The following is a 19,756-nucleotide window of genomic DNA, read 5'->3' as shown; positions in this document are numbered from 1 at the left end:
GAAGCACGCGTGAGAGGCGGCAATTCGCGCGCCGGCCGCCGTGAGGGCGTCCGGCGCGCGATGTCTGGCGCATGCGCCGCCATGCTGCACCCACCTGGAGCCGGGGCCTGTTGCGCGGCGTACGGATCGAAGGCATGGCAGGTGCGGGCGGATTTCATTCGTCTGCCTTCCGCACAGGGAGGGAAAAGTTTTGTATAGTGCGCCGGTTGCCGACGCCCCCCATTCCCATGCCTTCTCCTTTTGCGCGTTACCTCACGTTCGTCCTGCTGGCCGTTGCATTGATCCTGCCGTATGCGGTCGTCGTCCACACGTATCCCATCCCGACGTTCTATTCCGAATTCACCGCGCTCGCGCTGTATCTGATGGTCGGCGCCGGGGTCTGGCTTCTGGTGCGCTCCGCGCGGCCGGCGCGCGACTTCGCTTCGCCCGCGGTCGCGCTCGTGCCCCTCGCCTTCGGTGTGCTGCTCATCGTGCAGACCCTCGCGCTGCCCGTCGAGCAACCGTCGATGAACTGGCTGGGCGCGGGCTATTTGCTGGCCGCCTTCATGGCCGTCCACGCGGGCTATGGCATCACGCGCGTGAACCTCACGCGCACGGCGATGGTGTGGGGCGCCTGGGCGCTCATGATCGGCGGCCTGTTCGCGGTGTTCTGCCAGGTCATTCAACTGCTGCATCTCGAGGCGAAGGTCACGCCGCTCGTGGTCGCCTACAACGTGCGCTTCGACCGGCGGCCGTTCGGCAACATGGCGCAAGCCAATCACCTCGCGACCTACATCGCGTTCGCGACGGCAGCGGCGCTGTACCTCGTGCAGACGCGTCGTCTGAACGTCCTGTTGTGGGTCGTGCTTTCGGTCATCTACTCGGGCGGTCTCGCGCTTACGGTGTCGCGCGGCCCGTGGCTGCAGATGGCCGTAATTGTCGTTGCGGGACTCTGGATGGCGCTGTCCGCGACGCGCGGCGTGCGTGCCGGAGACGAGGCGGGCAGCACCACCGGTGCGGTCGCGCGTGTCGGCAGCGCGCGTGCCTGGGTCGTGCCCATCGTGCTTTTTGTGATTTTCTTCGCCGTGAACGGGCTCGTGCGCTGGGCCAACGTCCACTACGAGTTGTTGCTCGACCAGTCGGCGGCCGATCGCTTCAAGGACGCCGGCCAGATCGCGCCGCGCATCGCACTGTGGCGCTACGGCTGGACGATGTTCAAGACGCATCCGCTGCTGGGCGTGGGTTGGGGAGACTTCCCGATCCATCAGTTCGAACTCGCGCGCACGCTGGGCGGCGTCGAGATCGCCAACAACTCGCACGACATCTTCATCGACTTGCTCGCCAAGACGGGTGTGCTGGGCTGCGCGATCGTCGTGATCGGGCTCGTCGCCTGGTTCGTGCGCGCGCTGCGCGCGCCGCATACGGCAGAGCGCATTTTCGGTTTTGCGCTGATTGGCGCGCTGGTCATGCATGCGCTCGTCGAGTATCCGCAGCAGTACATGTTCTTCCTGCTCCCCGCGATGTTCGTGTTCGGCCTGCTCGAGACGAAGCCGCTGCGCTTCGTTCCGCCGAGCCTCACGCGCGCCGTTTATGCGGTGCTCGTGTTCGGCGGCATCGTTTCGCTGTGGCCGGTGCTGCGCGACTACAACCGAGCGGAGGTGCTGTACTACGGTTCCCATCCCGCCGAGGAGTATGCGGCGCAGCCGTCGTTCCTGTTCCGCGCCTGGGGCAATTACGGCATGGCGACGCTCATGTCGATCGACGCCCGGGATCTCGCGAGCAAGCTCGCCGCGCACGAGCGCGCGATTGCGCTGCTGCCGGGCGAGACCGTGCTGCGCCGCTATGCGGCACTGCAGGCGCTAGATGGGAATCAGGACGGCGCGTTCGACACGGTCGAGCGCCTGAAGATCTTTGCGCAGGAACTGCATGACTGGCCCACGCAAATGGCCTCGCTCTACAGCCTCTGCGACGCCGAGCCGGCGCTCGCAGGCTTCAAGGCCGCGCTGGTGAAAAAGTACGGCATGCCGGCGACGAAGGTCCAGCAAGAGTCGAGCGAATCGGACGACGATTCGGATGATTGAGGGATGATTGACTATCGGGCGCGGCGGCTGGGCTCCGGCTCGCCGCTGGGCGCGCCAACGAACGCGCTCAGCGTTTGGACATTGCCTTAACTCCGCCCTGGCGGGCCTTAACCCGCCGCCACCCAATCCCCCGACTTCCCGCCGTGCTTCTCCAGCACGCGCACATCGGTGATCGTCATGCCGCGGTCCACCGCCTTGCACATGTCGTAGACCGTCAACAGGCCCACCTGAACCGCGGTCAGCGCTTCCATTTCCACACCCGTGCGACCCAGCGTCTCCACTTGCGCGGTGCAGTGCACGCCTGGCAGCGCCTCATCGAGCGCGAAATCGACCTTCACGCGTGTGATCGCGAGCGGATGGCACAGCGGAATCAGATCCGAGGTGCGCTTGGCGCCCTGGATCGCGGCGATGCGCGCGACGCCAATCACATCGCCTTTCTTCGCGTTGCCGTCGCGCACCAGCGCGAATGTGGCCGGCAGCATGCGAATCGTGCCGCTCGCCACGGCGATGCGCCGGGTCTCGGCCTTGCCGCCGACGTCGACCATGTGCGCGTCGCCTGCGGCGTCGAAATGGGTGAGTTCGGGCATGGTGGGTTCTTTCATGATGAAGGCGCGGATTAGCAGGATTTCGCTCGACGCGCCGTGTATTTGCTATCGACGCAGGTGCTGCGCCAAGGTTCCGGGATTGTAAGCTCGGAGTGAATCGTTCGCGCCGATATATTAAGCGAAAGATTCGAATACGGCCCCGCCCGTCGGAGCATCCGGTCAAGCACGGAACATGGAGACCCGGCGATGGCTCTCGCGCATCGTTGCGGCAGCACTTCCATTGGGGAGTGCAGCGTTCCAGGCTTGGCGCACGGGGCTACAATCGGTCGGTCGGGGCCAGTCGGCGCAGGCGCCAGATGATGGATTCCTGCCACTGGGCCAGCGCTCTGCATTCTTCGATCCTGTCATCAATGCATCTGAAACGGCTGCTTGCTGCGTGGTTGTGCATGTCGCTTGCCGTTACGCCGCAAGCGCACGCACAGGCGCCGGGCGGTGGGGCGGGGGCATCGGCTGCGCACGCGGCCGTGCTCGATCTCCATGCGGCGAGCGCGCCCGCCACGGGTGCGGCCGGGCCTCGCGCGAGCAAGCCATCCGTCGTTGGCGCGCTCGCCCCCGATGAGCCCGCGCTCGTAAGCGGCCCGCTCGACGATGAAGCCAGCTTCGCCGTTCCGGCCTCGATCGCGCAGGGGGTATTCGGCACTTATGGCGGCGCGCAGAGCCGTTTCGGCACGTCCGGATCAGGACAACTCACCGACTCCTCCGGGATGTCGGGCGCACGCGGCAACGCCAGTGCGCGCGCGCCGGCCTGGGTTCCGCAACTGCCCGACCTCGGCGACGGCTCGGGCGGCGAGCTCACTCCGCAGGCGGAGCGCCGCATCGGCGAGCGCGTGATGCGCGAAATCCGGCGCGATCCCGACTACATCGGCGACTGGCTCGTGCGCGACTATCTCAACTCGGTGGCGGAGCGCCTCTCGGCTTCGGCGGCGGCGCAGTTCATCGGTGGGTATCGGCCGGACTTCGATCTGTTCGCCGTGCGCGATGGACGGATCAACGCGTTCTCGCTGCCGGGCGGCTTCATCGGCGTGAATACGGGACTGATCGTGGCCACGCAGACCGAGTCGGAGCTGGCTTCCGTGCTCGGCCACGAGATGGGCCACGTGCTCCAGCGGCACATCGCGCGCATGCTTTCCCAGAGCGAGCGTACGGGTTATGCCGCGCTCGCGGGTATTGTGTTCGGCATTCTCGCGGGCGTGCTGGCGAGGAGCGGCGATCTCGGCAGCGCGATCGCCATGGGCAGCCAGGCTTACGCCGTCGACAGCCAGCTGCGCTTCTCGCGCGCCGCCGAGCATGAGGCGGACCGCGTCGGCTTCAAGCTGCTGGCGGGCGCAGGCTACGATGCCTGGGGCATGGTGGCGTTCTTCGAGCGGCTCGAGCGCACGTCGCTGGGCGACGCCGGCGTGCCGGCCTACGCGCGCACGCACCCGCTCACGATCTCGCGCATCGCCGACATGGAGGATCGCGCTCGCCGCTCGCCTTACCGGCAGCCGCGCCAGTCGCCCGAATACGGTTTTGTGCGTGCGCGTGTGCGCGTGCTTCAGGACCGTTCGCGCGGCGATTACCTCGACGAGATTGCGCGTCTGCGCGTCGAGATCGACGATCGCGTCGCGCTCAACGTCGCGGCGAACTGGTACGGCATTGCCTGTGCGCAGATGCGCGTCGAACGCTACGACGCCGCCGCGGCGTCGCTTGCGAATGCGCGCGCATCGTTTGCCAGCTTCGAAGCCGCGGATGGTGGAAGCGGGGGCAGCAACGCGGGTAAGAGCAGTGGCGGCAAAATCCGCAGCTCGCCGAGCCTCGACGTGCTGGCTGCCGAGATCGCGCGTCGCGCGGGCCGCTTCGACGAAGCTGTGCGGCTCGCGCAGGCCGCGCATGCGGCGTGGCCCGCGTCGCATGCGGCCACCGACGGCCTGCTGCAGGCGCTGATCGACGCGCGCCGCTTCAAGGAGGCGCAGACGCTCGCGCGCAGCGAGACCGAGTCCGAGCCGCGCGAGGGGGCGTGGTGGCTGTATCTCGCTCAGTCGAGCGCGGGGCTGGGCGACCTGCTTGCGCAACGGCGGGCGCTCGCGGAGAAGTTCGCGCTCGATGGCGCGTGGCCGTCGGCGATCCGGCAGCTAAAGGAGGCGCGCGACATGAAGTCGGTGGGGTTCTACGATTTGTCGACGATCGATGCGCGCCTGCATGACTTCGAGGCGCGCTACAAGGAAGAGCGCGCGGACGAACAGGACCAGGGGTGAACGCGCCTATCCCGCTCAGCCAGCGGCTTTTTCCGCCTTTTCAGCTTGCTCCGGACTCCGTATGAACGCGAAACGCGCGGGCACGTCCGCGCGCGCGATGGGCTGCAAGGGCAGCGCGGTCTCGGCGCGCCAGTGAAACGTGCCGCTCTCGCCGTCCTCGGCTAGCGTCGCATGCTCCGTGAAGCAGTCGAGATCGTGATCGTGCAGCAGGGCCACGCGCGCATGCGTGGCTGCGGCGATGTCGGCGCTTTCCGTGGCCGCTTCCATCGTCGATTCCGGCGCAGCTTCGAACAGCACGCTGCCATGCTCGTCGACGTACACGGCAGTCGGCTCGAAAGGCTGGCCCGCCTGATCGGCGAGCGTCAGTGCGCCGCCGTTCGCGCTGGCGAGGCGCACGACCCACGGCGTGTATTCGAGCTCGACATAGACGCGTTGCGGCCCGTTCTGAAAGAACCATTGGCCCTTGGCGTCGCGTCCGTAATTGCGGTTGATGAAGCCGATGAGCGCCTCGTGCCGGATTAGCGTGCCTGGTGCGCCCTGGGCCTGATCGGCTTCGTCGCGCAGGCGCCAGTGGCCGCGCGCGTCGAGCAGCAGCCAGCCGGTGCAATGCGGAACGTTGGGCCAGCGCGCGAGCGCCTGTTTGACGATGTCATCCATGGGTCTTGGCGAGGTGGGGCGAGAGGTAGCGGGTCACGCGTTGCGCGAGCCAGTCGTTGCGGCCCGGAAACGGCCCCGTCATGAAGCCGACGTGGCCTCCGTCTTCGGGCTGCTCGAGCTCGACCGCAGAACTCACTTCGTGGTGCTCAGGCAGCGCATCGCCCGGTAGGAACGGGTCGTTGCGCGCGTTGAGGACGAGCGTGGGCACGGCGATCTCGCCGAGCTTCGGGCGCACCGTCGCGCGGGTGTAGTAGTCGTGCGCGCTCTTGAAGCCATGCAGCGGCGCGGTCACGACATCGTCGAATTCGTACATGTTGCGCGTCGCCAGCACCGCTTGCGCGTCGAACAAGCCTGGATACTGTTCGAGCTTTTGCAGCGCTTTCACCTTGAGCGTCTTCAGGAAGCTGCGCGTGTAGACCATGCCGAAGCCGTTCGCGAGCATCTTGCCGCCCGCGTGCACGTCGAGCGGCGCCGAAATCGCGGCGGCGGCGCTCACGATCCTTGCGTCTTCGCGTTGCTGCGCGAGCCAGTGCAGCAGCACGTTGCCGCCGAGCGAAACGCCCGCCACCACGAGCGGGCCCGCGTGGCGCGCGGCGAGGCGGCGCAGGACCCAGTCGACTTCGGCTGCGTCGGCGAGATGGTAGAAGCGTGGCAGCAGGTTCATCGGCCCGCTGCAACTGCGAAAGTGCGGGATGACCGCGTGCCAGCCGTGCGCGTGCGCTGCCGCCGCGAACGCGCGGGCGTAGTGCGAGCCGGAGCTGCCTTCAAGACCGTGAAAGAGCACGAACAGCGGCGCTTGTGACGAATGTTGCGGCGGCGCGTCGGCCCAATCGAGCTCGATGAAGTCGCCATCGGGCGTGTCCCAGCGTTCGCGCCGATAGGCGGGCAGGGGCAGGCGCGAAAACAGCGCGGGGATGATGGTCTGGAGGTGCGCGCCCGGCAGCCAGAAGGGAGCCTGGTAGGGCGTCTGGCAGGATGACTGGCAGTGCGTCTGATAGGCGGCGGGGTGGTTCGCGCCCCCCTGCGCGTGGCCGCGCGCGCCGTTCAGGACAGACGCGGCAGGGTGTCTTGCCGCTTCGTTGCTAGTCCGGCTTAACGCCGCTTTTTCGCTTGTCGTGCTCATGGCCGTCCCCTTTCTCCCGCGCCTGGCCCTGCTTTTACCGCTGTCCTGCTGGCGCCGCGCACGCCTTTGTCAATGCAGCGCGCCCTGGCCGTGGCGCAGCTTTGCTGAGAACTGGCTCGCGGCGTCGTCGGGCATGCGGCTCGCGTGAATGTGCGCGATGCGCCACTCGCCGCGCTCATGCACCATCACATAAGTCGTGAAGACCATTGCCGGAATCGCGTTCGGATCCACAGGGCGATGCGCCTCCACGATGGCGTAGACCACCGTGCCCAGGCTGTCGTAGACGCGGATGTCGAGCGGCTCGATCGACACCGGCGCGGCTTCGAGCTCCGCGGCGAGACCGGCGCGAATATCGGACAGGCCGTGCAGATGCGAACCCTGGGCGCTGATGCAACTCACGAACTCCTCGTCGATCCACAGGCCCATCAACGTGTCGATGTTGACCTCCGCGACGGCCTGATAGTACGCGTTGAGGGTGTCCGCGGCGGCTTCGAAGATGTGGGCAAAACGTGGCATGGCTCGTTGATCTGATGCGCTTCTTGCGCGGGTTGGCGTTGGCTTCGGCATTTGCTTCGGTTCCGAGGCGGCGGTTCGTGGCGCCTGGCAGCCAGGCGCACGCCGCCGCATCATGAGACCGTCGCGAGACAGGCCTGTGACGCCCCGCTTCGTAGCGCGTTACCTGAATTGGGCGCGCGCTCGATGCATGGTGTCAGTGGCGTGCCGCACATCCACGGCCCGAAGCCCGTGAGGGGCGCGAGGTTTTCCGGGCGCCGGCAGCCCGCGGGCGGGCCGAAGGGAAACCGCGCGGGCGCATGCGCGGCGCGCTCGCCGCCCGGGTTCGGTGCTGCTAGCGCTGGGCGACCAGCATACCGCGCAAATCGTCGAAGACCTGTTCCGGGCTCAGTTCGCGCAGGCAGTTCAGATGCCCGAGCGGACACTCGCGCGCAAAGCAGGGGCTGCATTCGAGATGCAGCCATTGTACCTTTGCGAGGTCGGACAAGGGCGGCGTGTGGCGCGGATCCGTCGATCCGTAGATCGCCACGAGCGGCCGGCGCAGAGCGGCGGCGACGTGCATGAGACCCGAATCGTTGGTGACCACGGCGCTCGCGCGCGAGATGAGCGCGCAGGCTTCGCCCAGCGCGGTCTGGCCGCACAGGTTGCGCACGTTCGGGGCTTTGTCGGCGATCGCCTGGGCGAGCGGAGCGTCCTTGGGCGAGCCGAGCGCGATGATCTGCGTGTACGGGAACGACTGCCCGACCATGCGCGCGAGCGCCGCGAAATGCTCGGGCGGCCAGCGCTTGGCGGGGCCGTATTCGGCGCCGGGGCAGAACACCAGCAGCGGCACGCGCGTGTCGAGATTGAAGCGCGCCGAGACGCGCGAGGCTTCGTTCGGATCCGCTTCGAGACGCGGCAGCGGCAGGTCGTCGGGTACGGTGGCGCCGGGCGCGTAGGCGAGCGCGGCGTAGTGCTTGACCATCGGCGGGCGCTCGTCCTTGGGCGGATTCGCGTGGCGCACGTTCAGGAAGCCGTAGCGGCTCTCGCCGGTGTAGCCGATGCGCAGCGGAATGTTCGCGAGCCACGGGATCAGCGCGGACTTGAGCGAATTCGGCAGCACGTAGACCGCGTCGTAGCGCTCGGCGCGCAGGTCGCCGGCCAGTTGCCAGCGGCGCAGCAGCTGCAGCTTGCCGTGGGCGAGGTCGGTGGCGTAGACGTCGCGTATCTCGGGCATGCGCTCGAGCACGGGCGCAACCCAGGTGGGCGCAATCGCATCGATGTCGATGCGCGGATGCAGTTTTACGAGCCGCGAAAGAAGCGGCTGCGCCATCAGTGCGTCACCGATCCAATTCGGTGCAATTACCAGCGCGCGGCGCATCGGGAGTCAGGGTCCGGAAAAAGGGCGGGGATTTCGTACGCGGCCCGGCAACCTTGGGCCGGAGCGTGCGCGAAACGCGGTTAGGGAATCGGCGCGGCAAGCGCGCCGGCGGGTTGCGGGCCGTTCGAGGGGCCTGCGTGGCGGATGATGCGCCAGTGGCGGCAGGCGCGAGGAACATGCCGCGTGCCGGCGCGGGCATCATCGGGTGCCCACGCTGGCGCGGCGTCTTCTGTTGCGCTGAGCGCCCGGAATGCGGCGGCCCGGGCCGCCTGTCCTCACGTTACCGCCGTGTGTGCGAACCTTGCGAACCGTGCCGCTTCCTGCCAACAGCAGCCGTCAGTGGCCGTGCACGACCTCGCCGTCGCGCAGCTTGTAGCGCGTGCTGCAATACGGGCACTTCGCTTCGCCGTGGGTCACGTCGAGAAAGACACGCGGATGATTGCTCCAGCGCGGCATCGACGGATTCGGGCAATACGCGGGCAGGTCCTTGGCCTTCAACTCGACCAGGGGCATTTCCTTGAGTTCGCTCATGAGGATGATTCTCTTTGTATCCGGTGTATCGATCGGGCGCAGCCGGCTGTCTTGCCACATTCGGCGCCGCACGCCCCAGGCGCGAACCCTTCGGGCGCGCGCGGGGCAAAGAGTGCCATTTTAGCGTCATTTGTGCGCCGCAAGCGCGCTCGCGGGCTCGCGCGTTGGCGCTGTAAGGTCTCGCAAGGTCTGCGCAGCGCCCATGCAAATACGCGACATTCTCTGATGCACGCTCAGATCAACCTGGCTATCGGCTAAAATACCGATCTCGCAAATCGATGCTGGCCTCGCGCCCGGCGCCGAGCAGCGACCCGCAGCGGCGCAGCGGCCTGTCACAGGGCCGGCAGAGGGCAGCCGCGCGGATCCCGCGCCGCGCCCTTTGCGTCTTTGTCCCCGATTGCACGTGTCGGGCACCCATGGCACCCACGGTAGCCATGGCACCCGGGCACGCGTTGCATTCGGCGCCCGCATCGGCTTGCCACCGCCTTCCCACCATCAAGATGAAATCTCCATGAACAAGGTTCTGCGTCTTTCCGACCTCATCTCCGAAGGCAAGCTCAAGGGCAAGCGGGTGTTCATCCGCGCCGACCTGAACGTGCCGCAGGACGACCAGGGCAACATCACCGAAGACACCCGCGTGCGCGCGTCCGTGCCGGCCATCAAGGCGGCGCTCGACGCCGGCGCGGCCGTCATGGTCACCTCGCACCTGGGCCGCCCGACCGAAGGCGAATTCAAGCCAGAAGACTCGCTCGCGCCGGTCGCGAAGCGCCTTGCCGAACTGCTTGGCCGCGACGTGCCGCTGGTCGCGAACTGGGTCGAGAACGGCGTGAACGTCGCGCCGGGCAACGTGGTCCTGCTCGAAAACTGCCGCGTCAACAAGGGCGAGAAGAAGAATTCCGACGAGCTCGCACAGAAAATGGCGAAGCTCTGTGACGTCTATGTCAACGACGCTTTCGGCACCGCGCATCGCGCCGAAGCCACCACCTACGGCATCGCGAAGTATGCGGGCATCGCCTGCGCAGGCCCGCTGCTGGCGGCCGAGCTCGACGCGCTCGGCAAAGCGCTCGGCGCGCCCAAGCGCCCGCTCGTGGCGATCGTCGCGGGCTCGAAGGTCTCGACCAAGCTCACCATCCTCAAGTCGCTGGCCGAGAAGGTCGACCAGCTGATCGTCGGCGGCGGCATCGCCAACACGTTCATGCTCGCGGCCGGCCTGAAGATCGGCAAGTCGCTCGCCGAAGCCGATCTCGTCGACGAAGCCAAGGCCATCATTGAAGCAGCGCGCGCGCGCGGCGCTTCGGTGCCGATCCCGACCGACGTCGTGACCGCCAAGGAATTCGCGCCGACGGCCAAGGCCGAGACGAAGAACGTGGCCGACGTGGCCGACGACGACATGATTCTCGACATCGGCCCGGTCACGGCCAACGCGCTCGCCGCGCAGCTCGCGCAAGCCGGCACGGTGGTGTGGAATGGCCCGGTCGGCGTGTTCGAGTTCGACCAGTTTGGCAACGGCACCAAGACGCTCGCGAGCGCCATCGCGAATTCGGGTGCGTTCTCGATCGCCGGCGGTGGCGACACGCTCGCGGCCATCGCGAAGTACAACATCGCCGACAAGGTCAGCTATATCTCGACCGGCGGCGGCGCCTTCCTCGAATTCCTCGAGGGCAAGAAGCTGCCGGCAGTCGAAGTGCTCGAAACCCGGGCGGCAGGCTAAGTGGCACCGCGCGCCCCGGCCGCCAAATTGGCAAAGGCGGTGGCAAAAGCGGCGGCACAGGCCGCCGCTGGCAAGTCTCCTCGCGCCGGCGCGGCCAGGCCGCGCGGCGCAGCCGGGGTGGCAAAAGCGACAAAAGAGCAGGGGCGCGCAGCGCCCCTCGCAGGCGCAGCGCGGGCGAGCGCGACGCCCGCCGCCGCGCCAAAGCGCGAGCATGCGCCGCTCGCGGGCACGAACATCCATAACGCCGGCAACGTCGGCACAAGCAACGCCGCGCCAGTCCAGCCGACTGGCGCCGAGCCCTCCAAGAAAGCGACGCCGGGTCTGACCGGTGCGCGTTCCGGCCCCGCCTCATCGGCGTGGGAGCCGGCCAGCACATCTCGCAACATCGGTTTTTCCAGCGATCCCATCCAGACGAGGAGACTCATGCATCGCGCCACCAAGATTGTTGCCACCATCGGTCCGGCTTCCAGCACGCCGGACATCCTGCAGAAAATGATCCGCGCGGGATTGGACGTGGTGCGTCTGAACTTCTCGCACGGCACCGCCGACGATCATCGCCAACGCGCCGAGATGGTGCGGGAATGCGCCCGTCAGTGCGGCCGCGAAGTCGCGATCATGGCCGACCTGCAAGGCCCGAAGATTCGCGTGGGCAAGTTCGAGAACGGCAAGACGACGCTCCAGCCCGGCCAGCCCTTCATCCTCGACGCCGACTGCGAACTCGGCAACGACGAGCGCGTCGGCCTCGACTACAAGGATCTGCCGCGCGACCTGAAGCCCGCCGACGTGCTGCTGCTCAACGACGGCCTGATCGTGCTCGACGTGGTGCGCGTGATCGGCAGCGAGATCCACACGACGGTGCGCGTGGGCGGCGACCTGTCGAACAACAAGGGCATCAATCGCCAGGGCGGCGGCCTCACGGCGCCGGCGCTCACCGCGAAGGACATGGAGGACATCCGCACGGCGATGTCGCTCGGCGCGGACTTCGTGGCCGTGTCGTTCCCGAAGAACGCCACCGACATGGAAATGGCGCGCCAGCTTGCGAACATCGCGGGCGCGCCCTACGGCATCAAGCCGAAGATGATCGCGAAGATCGAGCGCGCCGAAGCCATCCCGGCGCTGCAGGAAATCCTCGATTCGTCGGACGGCATCATGGTCGCGCGCGGCGATCTGGCCGTGGAAGTGGGCAACGCGGCGGTGCCGGCGCTGCAAAAGCGCATGATCCGCATGGCGCGCGAGTCGAACAAGCTCGTGATCACCGCCACGCAGATGATGGAGTCGATGATCCACGCGCCCGTGCCCACCCGCGCCGAAGTCTCGGACGTGGCCAACGCCGTGCTCGACGGCACCGACGCCGTGATGCTCTCGGCCGAATCGGCTGCGGGCAAGTACCCGGTAGAGACCATCGAGGCGATGGCCGCGATCTGCGTGGAAGCGGAGAAGTCGGAGCACAGCGAACTCGACAAGGATTTTCTCGACCGCACCTTCACGCGCATCGACCAGTCGATCGCCATGGGCGCGCTGTTCACGGCCTATCACCTCGGCGCGAAGGCCATCGTCGCGCTCACGGATTCGGGTTCGACCGCGCTGTGGATGTCGCGCCACTGGACCCATGTGCCCATCTTCGCGCTCACGCCGCGCACCGGCAGCGAGCGGGCGATGTCGCTCTACCGCAATGTCACGCCGCTGCATCTGGACACGAGCAACGATCGCGACACGGCGCTCCAGCAGGCCATCGAAGTGGTGGTGAGCAAGGGCTATGCGGCGCGCGGCGACATGGTCGTGCTGACCGTGGGCGAGCCGATGGGCCAGCCGGGCGGCACCAACACGCTGAAGATCGTGCGGGTCGGCGACGTCCTCTAAAGCCGCGGCGATTTTTTTCGGTTTATTTTCGAGACTCATGCGGGCAGGGGAGATGAGTGCCTGATGCTGGTATCGAATTGGTATCTAAAAGGTGCCAGTCAGGTGCTAGTCGGGCTGCTTTCCCCGGCTGTAGCGGCCCGCGCGCGAGCGAGGCAGGGCGCGGGCTGTCAACCCTTTTTGCATCTTCTCGCCGATTTGACGTCCTGATACGCTAATTTCATGCCAGTTCGTTTTTTTGGCGGCGGGAATGGAGCGGCTTCGCGATAAAATCACGCCATTAAGCCCGCTGCCCGGCGCGCGGGCGGTGGCCGCCAGGCCATCCTCGACCGGCCGCGCTAGACGGCCGGCGGCATGAAGCAATTCGTTTCAAATCAAAGGAGTAGCAACAATGCCTCTCGTTTCAATGCGTCAACTGCTCGACCACGCCGCGGAAAACGGCTATGGCCTGCCGGCGTTCAACGTGAACAACCTGGAACAAGTCCAGGCCATCATGGAAGCCGCTAACCAGGTCGGTTCGCCTGTGATCATGCAGGCTTCGGCAGGCGCGCGCAAATACGCGGGCGAGCCGTTTCTGCGTCACCTGATCGAAGCGGCGATCGAGTCGTATCCGCATATTCCGGTGGTGATGCACCAGGACCACGGCCAGTCGCCGGCGGTCTGCATGGCAGCCATCCGCAGCGGTTTCTCGAGCGTGATGATGGACGGCTCGCTCGAGGCCGACGGCAAGACAGTCGCTTCGTACGAGTACAACGTCGATGTTTCGCGCAAGGTAGTGGAAATGGCGCACTCGATCGGCGTCACCGTGGAAGCGGAACTGGGCGTGCTCGGCTCGCTCGAGACGATGAAGGGCGACAAGGAAGACGGTCATGGCGCCGAAGGCACCATGACGCGCGAGCAGCTCCTGACCGATCCGGAGCAGGCCGCCGACTTCGTGAAGCTCACGCAGTGCGACGCGCTCGCGATCGCCATCGGCACCTCGCACGGCGCATACAAGTTCTCCAAGAAGCCCACGGGCGACATCCTGTCGATCCAGCGCATCAAGGAAATCCACGCGCGCATTCCGAACACGCACCTCGTGATGCACGGCTCGTCGTCGGTGCCGCAGGAGCTGCTCGCGGAAATCCGCGAATTCGGCGGCGACATGAAGGAAACCTACGGCGTGCCGGTCGAAGAGATCCAGGAAGGCATCCGTCACGGCGTGCGCAAGATCAACATCGACACCGACCTGCGTCTGGCGATCACGGGCGCGATCCGTCGTTACATGTTCGAGAACCCGTCGAAGTTCGACCCGCGTGACTACCTGAAGCCGGCTCGCGAAGCTGCGAAGAAGGTCTGCGTGGACCGCTTCCTCGCGTTCGGCTGCGAAGGCCAGGCTGGCAAGATCAAGCCGGTCTCGCTCGACAAGATCGCCGAGAAGTACAAGTCGGGCGAACTCGCGCAGATCGTCCGCTAAACGGATGGCCGCGCTGGCGCGGCTATCCCGGAGTCGTAAAAACATCGCCGTTTCCGCCTGTTTTGGGGGAACGGCGATGGGCTTTTTCGGGATTTCTGATTAGTTTTGGTTTACCCTCGCAATACTTTCAGATTCCGGCTCCCCGCCGGGGACTGATTCCGCGATCCGTGGCCGCGATATTGCCCGGGTCTGCCCGTTTTCGATTGTTCTTTTAGCGAATCACGACGATGTCTACCCTCTACGAATCCACGCTCCGCTCGCTGCCGCTCCTCGGCCGCGGCAAGGTCCGCGACAACTACGCCGTGGGCGACGACAAGCTGCTGATCGTCACGACCGACCGCCTGTCGGCGTTCGACGTCATCATGGGCGAGCCGATTCCGCGCAAGGGCGAGGTGCTCAACCAGATGGCCGACTTCTGGTTCGAGAAGCTCAAGCACGTCGTGCCGAACCACCTCACGGGCATCGCGCCCGAGACGGTCGTGGCCGCCGACGAAGTCGATCAGGTCAAGGGCCGCGCCGTGGTGGTCAAGCGCCTCGAGCCGATCCTCGTGGAAGCCGTGGTGCGCGGCTATCTGGCCGGCAGCGGCTGGAAGGACTATCAGGCAACCGGCGCCGTATGCGGCGTGGCGCTGCCGCCGGGCCTGCAGAACGCGCAGAAGCTGCCCGAGCCGATCTTCACGCCGGCAGCCAAGGCCGAAATGGGCCACCACGACGAGAACATCACCTACGAAGAGATGGAGCGCCGCATCGGCACTGAGCTTTCGCGCACCATCAAAGAGATTTCGATCAAGCTGTACAAGGAAGCCGCCGACTACGCGGCCACGCGCGGCATCATCATCGCCGACACCAAGTTCGAGTTCGGTCTGGACAACAACGGCAAGCTTTATCTGATGGACGAAGCGCTCACCGCCGATTCGTCGCGTTTCTGGCCCGCCGACCAGTACCAGGTGGGCTCGAACCCGCCGTCGTTCGACAAGCAGTTCGTGCGCGACTGGCTCGAAACCCAGCCGTGGAAGAAAGAGCCGCCGGCGCCGAAGCTGCCCGACGACGTGCTGGCGAAGACGTCGGCTAAGTATCAGGAGGCGCTCGAGCGCCTCACGGGCCAGAAGCTCGCATAAAGCAGCGAAGAGGGAAGAAGGAAGCACAATGAGTGAAGTTCAGACTGCTCACCAGCACGCGGCGCCGCTCGTCGGCGTGTTGATGGGCTCCAGCTCCGACTGGGACACGATGAAGCACGCGGTCGCGATCCTGCAGGAATTCGGCGTCGCGTACGAGGCCAAGGTGGTCTCGGCGCACCGCATGCCCGACGAAATGTTCGAGTACGCGGAACGGGCACGCGAGCGCGGCCTGCGCGCGATCATCGCGGGCGCGGGCGGCGCGGCGCACCTGCCGGGCATGCTGGCGGCCAAGACCACGGTGCCGGTGCTCGGCGTGCCGGCGGTCAGCAAGTACCTGAAGGGCGTGGACTCGCTTCACTCGATCGTGCAGATGCCCAAGGGCGTGCCGGTCGCGACCTTCGCCATCGGCGAGGCGGGCGCGGCCAATGCGGCGCTGTTCGCCGTATCGATGCTGAGCGTGACCGATCCCGAATACGCGAACAAGCTCGCGGCCTTCCGCGTGCGCCAGAACGAAGCGGCGCACGCGATGGTGTTGCCGGCGCTTTGATTGCGTCGCGCGAAAGCGCATGAAGCGCGCTTGAAGTGACATCGTCGAGGGGCAAACTGGCGGGGCAGCGCGTTCCCGCCTGTGTGTGCTTCGACGTTAAACCCCGGTTTGGCCACGCGCGACGTTCCCCACGCGCCGCGGCCAGCCGCGACCGACCACGAAGATGACTCCTGACAACTCTCCGGTTTCACCGATCCTGCCCGGCGCATGGCTGGGCATGGTGGGTGGCGGCCAGCTCGGCCGCATGTTCTGCTTTGCCGCCCAGGCCATGGGCTATCGCGTCGCCGTGCTCGATCCCGATGCGACGAGCCCCGCCGGTGCGGTCGCCGATCGCCATATCTGCGCGCCCTACGACGACCCCGCCGCGCTCACCGAGCTTGCGCGTCTGTGCGCAGCCGTCTCGACCGAATTCGAGAATGTGCCTGCCGCAAGTCTCGACGCGCTCGCCAAGTCGACCTTCGTGAGCCCGGCCGGCCGCTGCGTGGCCGTCGCGCAGGACCGCATCGCGGAGAAGCGCTTTATCGCGGCGGCGGGCGTGCCGGTCGCGCCGCACGTGGTGATCGAGTCGCGCGAGGCGCTGGCAGCTATCGGCGACGAGGCGCTGGCCGCCGTGCTGCCGGGCATCCTCAAGACCGCGCGCATGGGCTACGACGGCAAAGGCCAGATTCGCGTGACCAACGCCCACGAAGTGCGCGAGGCGCATGCCTCGCTCGGCGGTGTGCCCTGCGTGCTGGAAAAGCGCCTGCCGCTGAAGCTCGAGGTGAGCGCGCTGATCGCGCGCGGCGTGAGCGGCGCGAGCGTGGTGTATCCGCTCGCGCAGAACGTGCACCGCGACGGCGTGCTGTCGCACACCATCGTGCCGGCGCCTGACGCGAGCGCGGCGCTCGTGCAGCAGGCGCAGCAGTCGGCGTTGCAGATCGCTGCGAAGCTCGGCTACGTGGGCGTGCTGTGCGTGGAGTTCTTCGTGCTCGAAGACGGCTCGCTCGTCGCCAACGAAATGGCGCCGCGTCCGCACAACTCGGGCCACTATACGACCGATGCGTGCGCGACGAGCCAGTTCGAGCAGCAGGTGCGCGCGATGACTGGCATGCCGCTCGGCGATCCGCGCCAGCACTCGCCGGCCGTGATGCTCAACATTCTCGGCGACGTGTGGTTTGCCGTGGGCGCGGGGGAGACCAAGGCCCAGAAAGGCGCTGCGCCCGTCACGCCGCCGTGGGACCAGGTCGCGGCGATGCCCTCCGCGCGCCTGCATCTGTACGGCAAGGAAGAGGCGCGTCCGGGCCGCAAGATGGGCCACGTGAATTTCACCGCGCCGACGCTCGACGAAGCGCGCACGGCCGCGCGCGATTGCGCGCGCCTGTTGCACATCGTCACGCGCTGAGCCGGGCCGCATCATGTCTGATCAGCAGCCAGGCCGCAACGTAACCACGGCCGAGATCGAAGCCGCCGCCGCATTGCTCGACGCGGGCGAGCTGGTCGCGTTTCCCACCGAAACGGTCTACGGCCTTGGCGGCGATGCGGCGAGCCCAGAGGCCGTCGCGCGCATCTATGCCGCGAAGGGCCGGCCCGCAAATCATCCGGTGATCGTGCATCTGCCGCCGGGCGGCGATCCGCAATACTGGGCCGCCGAATGGCCCGAGGCGGCGCAAAAGCTCGTCAACGCGTTCTGGCCCGGCCCGCTCACGCTTATCGTCAAGCGTCACGCGCGCATTCCCGACGCGGTAAGCGGCGGCCAGGATTCGGTGGGCCTGCGTTGCCCATCGCATCCGGTCGCGCAGCAACTGCTGGCCGCGTTCTCGAAGCGGCGCGGCGGCCATGGCGGCGTCGCGGCGCCCTCGGCGAACCGCTTCGGCCATGTGAGCCCGACCACGGCGCAGCACGTGCGCGACGAATTCGGCGCGACCGTGCATGTGCTCGATGGCGGGGCGTGCGATGTCGGCATCGAATCGACGATTCTCGACCTTTCGCGTGGCTTCCCGGCGCTGCTGCGCCCGGGCCACGTGAGCCCGCACGATATCGCGCGCGTGCTGGGCGAGGCGCCGCGCCTGCCCGATGGCTCGGACGCCACGGCGCCGCGCGCGTCGGGCACGCTCAAGGCGCATTACGCGCCGCGCACGCCGCTCGCGCTGCTGCCGTTCGAGGCGCTGGAGCCGCTGCTCGCGGCCGCGCGCGACGCGGGCGAGACGGTTGCGCTGGTGGCGCGCGGCTCGCGCGCCGGTGCATGGGCGAGCGCCGCGAACGTGCATTTCGTGGCCGCGCCGGAAGAGCCGCAGGCCTATGCGCGCGAGCTCTATGGTCTGCTGCGCGCGCTCGACCGCGCGAACGTCTCGCGCATCCTCATCGAGAAGCTTCCCGAGACCATCGAGTGGATCGCCGTGAACGACCGCCTGGGCCGCGCAGCTGCGGCGTTCGAAGCGCAGCAGGACTAACGCGCGATCCTCCGCGCTCGATAAAAATGAAAACACCCCACGACCCTGGCGGGCCGTGGGGTGTTTTTTTACGCCGGGAGGCCCGGCGCGGGTGGCCTGCGCGTGCTCTGTTACTGCGGTGCCTTGCCGATGCCCGCGGCAGCGAGCTGCGTTTCCACGAAGGTGGCGAACTGGGCGTGCAGCGAAGTGGTCGGGTGCACGAGATCCGCGAACATGTAGGTCGTGGGCGCGTTCGGGGTCGTGTAGGTCTGCGGCGAGCAGAACAGCGAGTCGCCGAAAGCCTGGCCGTATTGCTGCGCGGCGGCGTCGATGACCGACTGCGGCGTCGTCGCCGGGTTCAAGCCGAGCGTCGCCTGCGGATTGGCCAGTGCGTACTTGGTGGCGCTGGCCGCCATCTGCGTGATGTTGCAGCCCGTCCCCGTGTTCGTCACGGTGAAGCCGAGGCTCGCCGCATTCTGGATCGACTGGTCGATCCACGAGAACGTGTCGATCGGCAGGACCTTCTTGGCGGCGATCGACGGCTGGAGCCCCTTCAGCAGCGCGAGGTTGTAGACGGCGGAGATGAGCGAGAGCGCCTGGTCGGGCGCGTTCGCCGAGCCCGGCGTCGCGCCGACGGCCGCATCGGCCGTTATCGCAGCCGGCGTCTTGCCGACGTCGGGCACCGTCACGACCGCGACCTTGGGCGCGCCCGCGATCTGCGTGTTGACGATGGTGGCCAGCGTCGTGGCCGCCGTGACGATCGGCAGAACCGATGCGAAGTCGGTGGCGGCGTTCGGATCCGTCGTGATGATCTGCAGCGCGATGGCGGCCGGCACCAGCGCCTGGGCTTGAGTCTGCGTGAAGCCCTGCGCGACCAGCGACTGGACCGTCTTGGCCTGCGTGGCGGGATCGTTCACGAGCGTCGAGAACGGCGTGGCCGCGAGGGCCTTGCCGAACGCTGCGAGCCCTGCGCCATTGTTGTCGAGCAGCGCCAGGATTTCGTTTGCGCCGCCTTCGACGAGCACGAGCTGGTTCGCATTGAAGCTGCCGTGCTGTGCCAGGTACTGGCCGACCTGCCAGGTCACGGGCTGCTGGCTCGCGGTGGGAATCGGGGCGCTGGTGTTGGCCACGCCGCCGGTGGAGACCATTGCGCCGCCCTGCGCGTAGTCGAAGCCGCCCGAGGCCGTCAGCGGCAGGCCGAAGCCGCCTTCGAAGGCCGGCGTCATCGGACTGCCGAAGTACTCGGACACCTTCTGGGCCCAGACTTCGCCCGGATTGGTCGTGAAGCGGCCGCCGCCGAAGCCCGGCGTGATTTGCGGCGAATACGTGCCAGCGTCGGTGAGGCTCGTGCCGAATGCCACGACCTGCATGCTCACGCCGGACGGCGGCGGCGGTGGCGGCGTGCTCGAGTCGCTGCTGCTGCCGCCGCCGCATGCGGCGAGGAGCGCGAAAGCCGCGCTCGCGACAGCGATCTGGGTGGCGCGCACGAGCGTACGGTGTCTCGGTCCTTGTTGCTTCATATTCACTTCATCTCCTCTGTTGTGGCGTGTGTTGCCATTGCCTGCTGCCAGCTTTT

The 19,756-nt window shown here is 67.2% G+C and carries 16 protein-coding genes; 9 read left to right on the top strand and 7 right to left on the bottom strand.

Annotation, left to right across the window (positions count from 1 at the left end; translation table 11 throughout):
• The first annotated feature begins 227 nt into the window (after positions 1-227).
• Positions 228-2,060, top strand: coding sequence for a PglL family O-oligosaccharyltransferase (locus P5W99_RS12370; RefSeq protein WP_421024689.1), 1,833 nt, complete (start codon positions 228-230; stop codon positions 2,058-2,060).
• A gap of 107 nt (positions 2,061-2,167) precedes the next feature.
• Here P5W99_RS12370 and moaC read toward each other — a convergent pair whose 3' ends face one another.
• On the bottom strand, positions 2,168-2,647 hold the full coding sequence (moaC, locus tag P5W99_RS12365) for a cyclic pyranopterin monophosphate synthase MoaC (protein ID WP_213299674.1): 480 nt from the start codon (positions 2,645-2,647) through the stop codon (positions 2,168-2,170).
• Between the two features lie 368 nt (positions 2,648-3,015).
• Here moaC and P5W99_RS12360 point away from each other — a divergent pair, with 368 nt between their 5' ends.
• On the top strand, positions 3,016-4,899 hold the full coding sequence (locus P5W99_RS12360) for a M48 family metalloprotease (protein WP_434660953.1): 1,884 nt from the start codon (positions 3,016-3,018) through the stop codon (positions 4,897-4,899).
• A 15-nt stretch (positions 4,900-4,914) separates the two neighbouring features.
• Here the strand turns inward: P5W99_RS12360 and P5W99_RS12355 are convergent, their stop codons facing one another.
• The 5 genes from P5W99_RS12355 to P5W99_RS12335 all read right to left on the bottom strand — a co-directional run bounded on the left by P5W99_RS12355 (position 4,915) and on the right by P5W99_RS12335 (position 9,083).
• Positions 4,915-5,556: a DUF2946 family protein gene (locus tag P5W99_RS12355; RefSeq protein ID WP_421024687.1), complete on the bottom strand. Its 642-nt coding sequence runs from the start codon at positions 5,554-5,556 to the stop codon at positions 4,915-4,917.
• Positions 5,549-6,679: a hydrolase gene (locus P5W99_RS12350; protein ID WP_421024686.1), complete on the bottom strand. Its 1,131-nt coding sequence runs from the start codon at positions 6,677-6,679 to the stop codon at positions 5,549-5,551. The genes P5W99_RS12355 and P5W99_RS12350 overlap by 8 nt, the downstream gene beginning before the upstream one ends.
• A gap of 69 nt (positions 6,680-6,748) precedes the next feature.
• Positions 6,749-7,195, bottom strand: a complete 447-nt coding sequence (locus P5W99_RS12345) for a nuclear transport factor 2 family protein (protein ID WP_421024685.1) — start codon at positions 7,193-7,195, stop codon at positions 6,749-6,751.
• Between the two features lie 331 nt (positions 7,196-7,526).
• Positions 7,527-8,552 carry a lipopolysaccharide heptosyltransferase II gene (waaF, locus tag P5W99_RS12340; protein WP_421024684.1) on the bottom strand — a complete coding sequence of 342 codons (1,026 nt, stop codon included), beginning with the start codon at positions 8,550-8,552 and terminating at the stop codon, positions 7,527-7,529.
• Between the two features lie 336 nt (positions 8,553-8,888).
• A complete protein-coding gene (locus P5W99_RS12335) occupies positions 8,889-9,083 on the bottom strand; it encodes a zinc-finger domain-containing protein (RefSeq protein ID WP_213299692.1) in 195 nt (64 codons plus the stop codon).
• Between the two features lie 511 nt (positions 9,084-9,594).
• Here P5W99_RS12335 and P5W99_RS12330 point away from each other — a divergent pair.
• From P5W99_RS12330 to P5W99_RS12300, 7 genes are all read left to right on the top strand, one after another.
• A complete protein-coding gene (locus tag P5W99_RS12330) occupies positions 9,595-10,794 on the top strand; it encodes a phosphoglycerate kinase (protein WP_421024683.1) in 1,200 nt (399 codons plus the stop codon).
• 423 nt (positions 10,795-11,217) lie between these two features.
• Positions 11,218-12,654, top strand: a complete 1,437-nt coding sequence (pyk, locus tag P5W99_RS12325) for a pyruvate kinase (protein ID WP_421024681.1) — start codon at positions 11,218-11,220, stop codon at positions 12,652-12,654.
• Between the two features lie 388 nt (positions 12,655-13,042).
• Complete coding sequence (gene fba / locus P5W99_RS12320) at positions 13,043-14,107, top strand: class II fructose-bisphosphate aldolase (RefSeq protein WP_035532433.1); 1,065 nt, start codon at positions 13,043-13,045, stop codon at positions 14,105-14,107.
• Positions 14,108-14,334: 227 nt separating this feature from the next.
• A complete protein-coding gene (locus tag P5W99_RS12315) occupies positions 14,335-15,225 on the top strand; it encodes a phosphoribosylaminoimidazolesuccinocarboxamide synthase (RefSeq protein WP_421024680.1) in 891 nt (296 codons plus the stop codon).
• A gap of 28 nt (positions 15,226-15,253) precedes the next feature.
• Positions 15,254-15,772, top strand: coding sequence for a 5-(carboxyamino)imidazole ribonucleotide mutase (gene purE / locus P5W99_RS12310; RefSeq protein WP_238462633.1), 519 nt, complete (start codon positions 15,254-15,256; stop codon positions 15,770-15,772).
• 163 nt (positions 15,773-15,935) lie between these two features.
• The gene (locus P5W99_RS12305) at positions 15,936-17,153 is read left to right on the top strand and encodes a 5-(carboxyamino)imidazole ribonucleotide synthase (protein ID WP_421024679.1); all 1,218 of its coding nucleotides are present in this window, start codon (positions 15,936-15,938) and stop codon (positions 17,151-17,153) included.
• A 13-nt stretch (positions 17,154-17,166) separates the two neighbouring features.
• A complete protein-coding gene (locus tag P5W99_RS12300; protein ID WP_421024678.1) occupies positions 17,167-18,201 on the top strand; it encodes an L-threonylcarbamoyladenylate synthase in 1,035 nt (344 codons plus the stop codon).
• A 110-nt stretch (positions 18,202-18,311) separates the two neighbouring features.
• On the opposite strand, the gene P5W99_RS12295 is transcribed toward P5W99_RS12300, so the two are convergent.
• Positions 18,312-19,700 carry an acylhydrolase gene (locus P5W99_RS12295; RefSeq protein WP_421044973.1) on the bottom strand — a complete coding sequence of 463 codons (1,389 nt, stop codon included), beginning with the start codon at positions 19,698-19,700 and terminating at the stop codon, positions 18,312-18,314.
• Positions 19,701-19,756 lie beyond the last annotated feature (56 nt).

This window comes from Paraburkholderia sp. A3BS-1L (assembly GCF_051125215.1).
Classification (GTDB): domain Bacteria; phylum Pseudomonadota; class Gammaproteobacteria; order Burkholderiales; family Burkholderiaceae; genus Paraburkholderia.
Note: the sequence above shows the minus strand (reverse complement) of the source record. Positions and strands in the feature narration are given on the sequence as shown.

Coding starts and splice junctions, on each gene's coding strand:
- P5W99_RS12370 (WP_421024689.1), top strand. CDS start 228: ATGCCTTCTCCTTTTGCGCGTTACCTCACGTTCGTCCTGCTGGCCGTT.
- moaC (WP_213299674.1), bottom strand. CDS start 2,647: ATGCCCGAACTCACCCATTTCGACGCCGCAGGCGACGCGCACATGGTC.
- P5W99_RS12360 (WP_434660953.1), top strand. CDS start 3,016: ATGCATCTGAAACGGCTGCTTGCTGCGTGGTTGTGCATGTCGCTTGCC.
- P5W99_RS12355 (WP_421024687.1), bottom strand. CDS start 5,556: ATGGATGACATCGTCAAACAGGCGCTCGCGCGCTGGCCCAACGTTCCG.
- P5W99_RS12350 (WP_421024686.1), bottom strand. CDS start 6,679: ATGAGCACGACAAGCGAAAAAGCGGCGTTAAGCCGGACTAGCAACGAA.
- P5W99_RS12345 (WP_421024685.1), bottom strand. CDS start 7,195: ATGCCACGTTTTGCCCACATCTTCGAAGCCGCCGCGGACACCCTCAAC.
- waaF (WP_421024684.1), bottom strand. CDS start 8,552: ATGCGCCGCGCGCTGGTAATTGCACCGAATTGGATCGGTGACGCACTG.
- P5W99_RS12335 (WP_213299692.1), bottom strand. CDS start 9,083: ATGAGCGAACTCAAGGAAATGCCCCTGGTCGAGTTGAAGGCCAAGGAC.
- P5W99_RS12330 (WP_421024683.1), top strand. CDS start 9,595: ATGAACAAGGTTCTGCGTCTTTCCGACCTCATCTCCGAAGGCAAGCTC.
- pyk (WP_421024681.1), top strand. CDS start 11,218: ATGCATCGCGCCACCAAGATTGTTGCCACCATCGGTCCGGCTTCCAGC.
- fba (WP_035532433.1), top strand. CDS start 13,043: ATGCCTCTCGTTTCAATGCGTCAACTGCTCGACCACGCCGCGGAAAAC.
- P5W99_RS12315 (WP_421024680.1), top strand. CDS start 14,335: ATGTCTACCCTCTACGAATCCACGCTCCGCTCGCTGCCGCTCCTCGGC.
- purE (WP_238462633.1), top strand. CDS start 15,254: ATGAGTGAAGTTCAGACTGCTCACCAGCACGCGGCGCCGCTCGTCGGC.
- P5W99_RS12305 (WP_421024679.1), top strand. CDS start 15,936: ATGACTCCTGACAACTCTCCGGTTTCACCGATCCTGCCCGGCGCATGG.
- P5W99_RS12300 (WP_421024678.1), top strand. CDS start 17,167: ATGTCTGATCAGCAGCCAGGCCGCAACGTAACCACGGCCGAGATCGAA.
- P5W99_RS12295 (WP_421044973.1), bottom strand. CDS start 19,700: ATGAAGCAACAAGGACCGAGACACCGTACGCTCGTGCGCGCCACCCAG.